This window comes from Cupriavidus alkaliphilus (assembly GCF_900094595.1).
Lineage (GTDB): Bacteria > Pseudomonadota > Gammaproteobacteria > Burkholderiales > Burkholderiaceae > Cupriavidus > Cupriavidus alkaliphilus.
The window spans coordinates 1-6,846 of the sequence record NZ_FMAD01000022.1 but is presented as its reverse complement, the minus strand read 5'-3'; the positions used below and the strand labels follow the sequence as shown (position 1 = coordinate 6,846).

The following is a 6,846-nucleotide window of genomic DNA, read 5'->3' as shown; positions in this document are numbered from 1 at the left end:
GCGCGGCTGTGGGACGACGGCGTGATCGATCCCGCGCAGACGCGCACGGTGCTGGGGCTGGGCCTGTCGGCCAGCCTCAATGCGCCGATCGACGAGATGAAGTTCGGCGTGTTCCGCATGTAATCGTGTAACGCTCCGCCGACCCGATATTGCCAGACCCCCGATGCGCCGCACCGCCCGCCTGTTTCACCGCCTTGCCCTGGCCACGGTGCTTGCCGCGCTGGCACCGCTGTGCGGCCATGCGCAGATGGCGAACGGCAACGGCCAGTCGGCGGCGCGCGTGCGCTTCCAGGAGCAGGTGGTGATGCTGCCCAAGGCCGCGATCCCCTCGCGCATCGACCTGGAAGCGACGGTGTTCAAGCCGGCCGGCGCCGGGCCGTTCCCGCTGGTGGTGATCAACCACGGCAAGGCGCCGGGCCGGCCCGCCATGCAGGGGCGCGCGCGCTTCCCGGCGCAGAGCGTGGAGTTCCTGCGCCGCGGCTACGTGGTAGTGCTGCCGATGCGGCAGGGCTTCGCGCGCTCGGGCGGCGCCTATATCGGCGGCAGCTGCGACATCGAGACCAACGGCATGATGCAGGCCGACGACGTGGTCGCCACGCTGGACTACATGGCGACGCAGCCCTATGTCGACATGGAACGCATCGTCGTGATCGGCCAGTCGCATGGCGGGCTGACCACCATGGCGTTCAGCACCATCGCCTATCCCGGCGTGCGCGGCGTGGTCAACTTTGCCGGCGGGCTGCGCAACCTGAACTGCCCCGACTGGGAAGAGCGCCTGGTCGATGCCTTCGCCGCCTACGGCAGCGTGGCGCGCTACCCCTCGCTGTGGATCTATGGCGAGAACGACAGCTACTGGCCGGTGCCGTTGCCCGGCCGCATGTTCAACGCCTTCAAGGCGCGCGCCAGCGGGCCGGCGGCGCAGGCCCGGCTGGTCGACGTGGGCGAGTTCGGCGCCGACTCGCACCGCCTGTTCAGCGCGCGCGAAGGCATCCCGGCGTGGCTGCCCGAGGTCGGCGAGTTCTTCCGCTCGCTGGGGCTGCCCTTCGATCCGGACACCTGAGCCGCATCATCCCTATCCGCACTATCCGCACTATCCGCCAAATCCGCCAACGGAGCGAACCATGGAATTCACTGCCCTGACCGTCAATATCGCCAACCACGTCGCCACCGTCACGCTGAACCGCCCCGACGTGCGCAACGCCTTCAACGAGACCGTGATCGCCGAGCTGACCGGCGCCTTCCGCGCGCTGGGGGACATGGACGAGGTGCGCGCCATCGTGCTGGCCGGCAGCGGCCCGGCCTTCTGCGCCGGCGCCGACCTGAACTGGATGAAGAAGATGGCGGGCTATTCCGACGACCAGAACCGCGCCGATGCGCTGACCCTGGCGCAGATGCTGCACACCATCTGGTCATGCCCGCGCCCGGTGATCGCGCGCATCCAGGGCGACACCTATGCCGGCGGCATGGGCCTGGTGGCCGCGTGCGATATCGCGGTGGCGGCCGAGCATGCGCATTTCTGCCTGTCCGAGGCGCGCCTGGGCCTGCTGCCCGCCACCATCAGCCCGTACGTGATCCGCGCCATGGGCGAGCAGGCCGCGCGCCGCTACTTCATCACCGCCGAGCGCTTCGACGCGGCCGAGGCGCTGCGCCTGGGCCTGCTGCACGCGGTGGTGCCGGCCGAGGCGCTCGACGCCAAGGTCGCCGAACTGACCGCCGCGCTGGTGGCCAACAGCCCCAACGCCGTGCGCGAGAGCAAGCGGCTGGTGCAGGATATCGCCGGGCGCGTGATCGACAACGACCTGCTGGCCGACACGGCCGACCGCATCGCGAAGATCCGCGCGTCGGAAGAGGGGCGGGAAGGGGTGAAGTCGTTCCTGGAGAAGCGCACGCCGTCGTGGCGGCCGGCTTGAGTTCAACGCAGCACGCTGGTCTGCTTCTCCCTCCCGCGCTCGGGACAGGGAAGTGCGGTCGCCGCATGGGAAAGCGCGACCCCGATAAATAAAGACTGCGTGCGATTGCGTGGAGATGGCGGCACGCTGGCCACAAGCGCGGCGCTTCTTGCCGGCAACGTTCGCCAAATCCCGTCAAAGCTGCGCTAACGGGAAAAATCCTGGGGCATTGCCAAGCCGCGGAAGTCGTCCCTACCATGACCCTCCCAATCCGTCCGCGACCATCGCGCCGACCGGCCCCGCCGGCGGCGCCAACGCTGGCGGCCAACCAAGGAGGGCTATCTTGGACCACCTGTCCCTTTCCCCAGGCAGCGGTGCACCCGGCCTCGGCCAGCGCAGCCGCGCCGCCGTCTGGCATCCGTGCACGCGCCTGCGTCCTGACGATGACGCCGTGCCGCTGGCGATCGTGCGCGGCGAAGGCCCGTGGCTGCACGATGCCGACGGCCAGCGCTACTTCGACGCCACCAGTTCCTGGTGGGTCAACCTGTTCGGCCATGCCAACCCGCGCATCAATGCCGCGCTGGCAAGCCAGCTGGAGACGCTCGAGCACGTGATGCTCGCGGGCTGCACGCACGCGCCCGCGGTGGAGCTGGCCGAGCGCCTGTCGGCGCTGACCGGCGGCGCGCTGGGCAATGTCTTCTACGCCTCGGACGGCGCCTCGGCGGTCGAGATCGCGCTGAAGATGAGCTTCCATTACTGGCGCAACACCGGCCTGCCGGCCAAGCGCGAGTTCGTCTGCCTGCGCCACGGCTACCACGGCGAAACCGTGGGCGCGCTCGCCGTCACCGACGTGGAGATCTTCCGCGATGCCTACGACGCGCTGATCCGCCGCGCGCATGTGGTGATGTCGCCCGATGCGCGGCAGGCCCGGCGCGGCGAGACCGGCGCCGACGTGGCGGCGCGCGCGCTGGCGGAGCTCGAGGCGCTGCTGCGCGAGCGCGCCGGCGCCATTGCCGCGCTGATCGTCGAGCCGCTGGTGCAGGGTGCCGCCGGCATGGCGATGCATGAGCCGTGCTACCTCGATGGCGTGCGCGCGCTGTGCGACCGTTACCGCGTGCACCTGATCGCCGACGAGATCGCGGTGGGATGCGGGCGCACCGGCACCTTCTTCGCGTGGGAACAGTCGCGCGGCACCGAGGCGGCGCTGCCCGTGCATGCCTGGCCCGATTTCCTGTGCCTGTCCAAGGGCATCAGCGGCGGCTACCTGCCGCTGTCGCTGGTGCTGTCGCGCCCGGAAATCCAGCGCGCCTTCGTCGCCGACGAGCTCGCGCGCAGCTTCCTGCATTCGCACTCGTACACCGGCAACCCGCTCGCCTGCCGCGCGGCGCTGGCCACGCTGGACCTGTTCGCGCAGGACGATGTGCTGGCGCGCAACCGCGACCGCGCGCAGTGGCTGGCCGACGGCATGGCCGCGCTGGCTGCCGACGCGCGCGTGCGGCATGTGCGCCAGCGCGGCCTGATCTGGGCCGCCGATGTGCGTGACGACGTTGCCGGCGCCGACTTCGCCGCGCGCTTCCACCATGCCGCGCGCGCGCGCGAGCTGCTGGTGCGCCCGATCGGCAATACGCTCTATGTGATGCCGCCCTACGTCTTCGACGCCGCGCAGGCGCGCTGGCTGGGCGAACAGATGCTGGCCGCGCTCGACGACGTGACCGCGCAAGTGACCGGGACCGCGGGCAAGGAGGTGCGCCATGCTGCTTGAACAACTGAAGCAGGCCGCCGAACAGCGCCATGCGCTGGCGCTGACGCGCCGCCGCCGCATTGCCCACAGCGCGTGCGCGCCGCACCAGGCCGTGGGCGAGGACGGGACCGAGGCGGAATCGCTGCTGACCTTCTGCAGCAACGATTACCTCGGGCTGGCCAACCATCCGCAAGTGGTCGCCGCGCTGGTGGAAGGCGCGCAGCGCTATGGCGCCGGCAGCGGCGCCTCGCACCTGGTCAGCGGCCATTCGCTCGCGCACGCGCAGCTGGAGGCCGAACTGGCACGCTGGTTCGCGCCGCATATCGCGCAGGCGCGCACGCTGTACTTCTGCACCGGCTACATGGCCAACATGGCGGTGCTGACCGCGCTGGGCGCGGCCGGCGCGACGCTGTTCTGCGAGTCGCTCAACCATGCCTCGCTGATCGACGGCGCACGGCTGGCGCGTGCCGAGGTGCAGCGCTACCCGCATTGCGACACCGCGGCGCTGGAAGCGCTGCTCGCGGCCAGCACCAGCGCACGCAAGCTGATCGTCACCGACAGCGTGTTCAGCATGGACGGCAACGTCGCGCCGCTGCGCCAGCTGCTGGCGCTGGCCGAGCGTTATGACGCGTGGATCGTCGTCGACGATGCCCACGGTTTCGGCGTGCTCGGCGAGCGGGGGCATGGCGTGCTGGAAGCGCTTGGACTGTCGTCCGAACGCTTTGTCTACATCGGCACGCTCGGCAAGGCCGCCGGCGTGGCGGGCGCTTTCGTCGCCGCGCACGAGACCATCATCGAGCATCTGGTCAACACCGCGCGGCCGTATATCTACACCACGGCCGCGCCGCCCGCGGTCGCGCATGCGCTGCTGGCCAGCCTGGCCATCATCGAAGGCGACGAGGGCCGGCAGCGCCGCGCGCAACTGGCGCGCTGCATCGCGCTGCTGCGCGAGGGCCTGGCCCAGCTGGCCGCGATCGCGGGCTGGACCCTGGGCGACAGCCAGACCGCGGTGCAGCCGCTGATCGTCGGCGACAACGGTGCCGCGCTGGCGCTGTCGGCCGCGCTGGAAGCCGACGGCATCCGCGTCGGCGCGATCCGTCCGCCGACCGTGCCCGAGGGCACGGCGCGGCTGCGCATCACGCTGTCGGCCGCCCACACCGAAGCCGATGTGCGCCGCCTGCTCGAGGCGCTGAGCGCCGCGGTGGCGCAGCGGGAGGCCGCATGAACCCGCGCGCGCCCGTGCCTGCCGTGGCTCCCTTTGCCTGCTTCGTCACCGGCACCGATACCGGCATCGGCAAGACCCACGCCAGCGCCACGCTGCTGCATGCGCTCCGTGGCGCCGGCTACCGCACCGCGGGCATGAAGCCGGTGGCCAGCGGCAGCGAATGGCGCGACGGCCACTGGCACAACGACGACGTGGCGCAGCTGCGCGCCGCCAGTTCGGTCGCGGTGCCGCTGGGCCAGACCTGCCCGTTCCTGCTGCGCACGCCGTGCTCGCCGCACCTGGCGGCGGCGCAGGAAGGCGTGCGCATCACGCGCGCGCCCATTCGTGAGGCCTTCGACGCGCTGCGCCGCCAGGCCGACGCCGTGGTGGTGGAGGGCGTGGGCGGCTTCAACGTGCCGCTCGACGCCGGCGCGGTGCGCTGGAACACCGCCGACCTCGCGGTGATGCTGAGCGTGCCGGTGGTGATGGTGGTCGGCATCCGGCTCGGCTGCCTGAACCACGCCGTGCTGACCGCCGAAGCCATCCGCGCGCGCGGCCTGCCGCTGGCCGGCTGGATCGCCAACCGGGTCGACCCGGACATGCTGCTGGCCGACGAGAACATCGCCACGCTGCACGCGTCGCTCGGTGCGCCGTGCCTGGGCGAGCTGCCGTGGCAACTGGCGCCCGCGGCCGCGGCGGACCGGCTCGACCTTGCGCCGCTGTTGACGGCCGCCACCCGATACCAGGCCGAGGCCGCCGGCCTGGCTGCCTGAACAAAAATTCCATTGATCATGACCCAAGCCCACACCGTTACCACCATCTCCGCCGAATCGCTGCGCCAGACCGCGCGCCAGCATGCCTTGCCCGACGACGCCAAATGGCGTGTCGATGACGTCGCCGCGCTGTTCGCGCTGCCGTTCAACGACCTGCTGTTCCGCGCCCAGCAGGTGCACCGCGAACACTTCGATGCCAACACCGTGCAGCTGTCGACGCTGCTGTCGATCAAGACCGGCGGCTGCGAGGAGGATTGCGGCTACTGCCCGCAGAGCGCGCACCACGATGCCGGCGTCAAGGCCGAGAAGCTGATGGCGCTGGAGGAAGTGCTGGATGCCGCGCGCGCGGCCAAGGCCAATGGCGCCACGCGCTTCTGCATGGGCGCCGCCTGGCGCAGCCCCAAGGACCGTCACCTGGAGCCGGTGATGGACATGGTGCGCGAAGTCAAGGCGATGGGCCTGGAGACCTGCGTCACGCTGGGCATGCTCAAGGCCGAGCAGGCGCAGCAGCTTAAGGAAGCCGGCCTGGACTACTACAACCACAACCTCGACACCTCGCCCGAGTTCTACGGCAAGATCATCACCACGCGCACCTACCAGGACCGGCTCGACACCATCGGCCATGTGCGCGATGCCGGCATCAACGTCTGCTGCGGCGGCATCGTCGGCATGGGCGAGTCGCGCGAGGCGCGCGCGGGCCTGATCGCGCAGCTGGCCAATATGGACCCGTATCCGGAATCGGTGCCGATCAACAACCTGGTCCAGGTCGAGGGCACGCCGCTGGCCGGCACCGAGGCGCTGGACCCGTTCGAGTTCGTCCGCACCATCGCGGTGGCGCGCATCACCATGCCGCAAGCGATGGTGCGGCTGTCGGCCGGCCGCGAGGCCATGGACGAAGCGCTGCAGGCGCTGTGCTTCATGGCCGGCGCCAATTCGATCTTCTACGGCGAAAAGCTGCTGACCACCGGCAACCCGCAGGCCGACCGCGATCGCGCCCTGCTGGCCCGCCTCGACATCCGCGCCGAGGGCTACGCGGGGTAACCCGGGCTCCCGCGGCAGGAAAGTGCCCGCTGGACGGCGCGCCGCCGTAATATCCCGTTTACCGGGATAACAAGGAGGGCGCATGTTCAGCAAGATCCTGATTGCCAACCGCGGTGAAATCGCCTGCCGCGTGGCCGCCACCTGCCGCCGGCTGGGCATCCGCACCGTCGCGGTGTATTCCGATGCCGACGCCGAGGC

The 6,846-nt window shown here is 70.6% G+C and carries 7 protein-coding genes; all 7 read left to right on the top strand.

Annotated features, from left to right (window positions below; genetic code table 11):
• Positions 1–163 precede the first annotated feature (163 nt).
• Positions 164–1,060, top strand: a complete 897-nt coding sequence (locus tag GA0116996_RS27770; RefSeq protein ID WP_092318339.1) for a dienelactone hydrolase family protein — start codon at positions 164–166, stop codon at positions 1,058–1,060.
• A 61-nt stretch (positions 1,061–1,121) separates the two neighbouring features.
• The gene (locus tag GA0116996_RS27765; protein ID WP_018003688.1) at positions 1,122–1,910 is read left to right on the top strand and encodes an enoyl-CoA hydratase/isomerase family protein; all 789 of its coding nucleotides are present in this window, start codon (positions 1,122–1,124) and stop codon (positions 1,908–1,910) included.
• Positions 1,911–2,232: 322 nt separating this feature from the next.
• Positions 2,233–3,651, top strand: a complete 1,419-nt coding sequence (gene bioA, locus GA0116996_RS27760) for an adenosylmethionine--8-amino-7-oxononanoate transaminase (RefSeq protein ID WP_092318336.1) — start codon at positions 2,233–2,235, stop codon at positions 3,649–3,651.
• Positions 3,641–4,855, top strand: a complete 1,215-nt coding sequence (gene bioF / locus GA0116996_RS27755) for an 8-amino-7-oxononanoate synthase (protein WP_092318333.1) — start codon at positions 3,641–3,643, stop codon at positions 4,853–4,855. Before bioA ends, bioF begins: the two co-directional genes overlap by 11 nt.
• Complete coding sequence (gene bioD / locus GA0116996_RS27750; RefSeq protein WP_208601276.1) at positions 4,852–5,607, top strand: dethiobiotin synthase; 756 nt, start codon at positions 4,852–4,854, stop codon at positions 5,605–5,607. Before bioF ends, bioD begins: the two co-directional genes overlap by 4 nt.
• Positions 5,608–5,625: 18 nt before the next feature.
• On the top strand, positions 5,626–6,648 hold the full coding sequence (gene bioB, locus GA0116996_RS27745; RefSeq protein ID WP_092318330.1) for a biotin synthase BioB: 1,023 nt from the start codon (positions 5,626–5,628) through the stop codon (positions 6,646–6,648).
• Between the two features lie 82 nt (positions 6,649–6,730).
• On the top strand, positions 6,731–6,846 hold a 116-nt coding region (locus GA0116996_RS28565), incomplete at its 3' end, for a biotin carboxylase N-terminal domain-containing protein (RefSeq protein WP_133250575.1).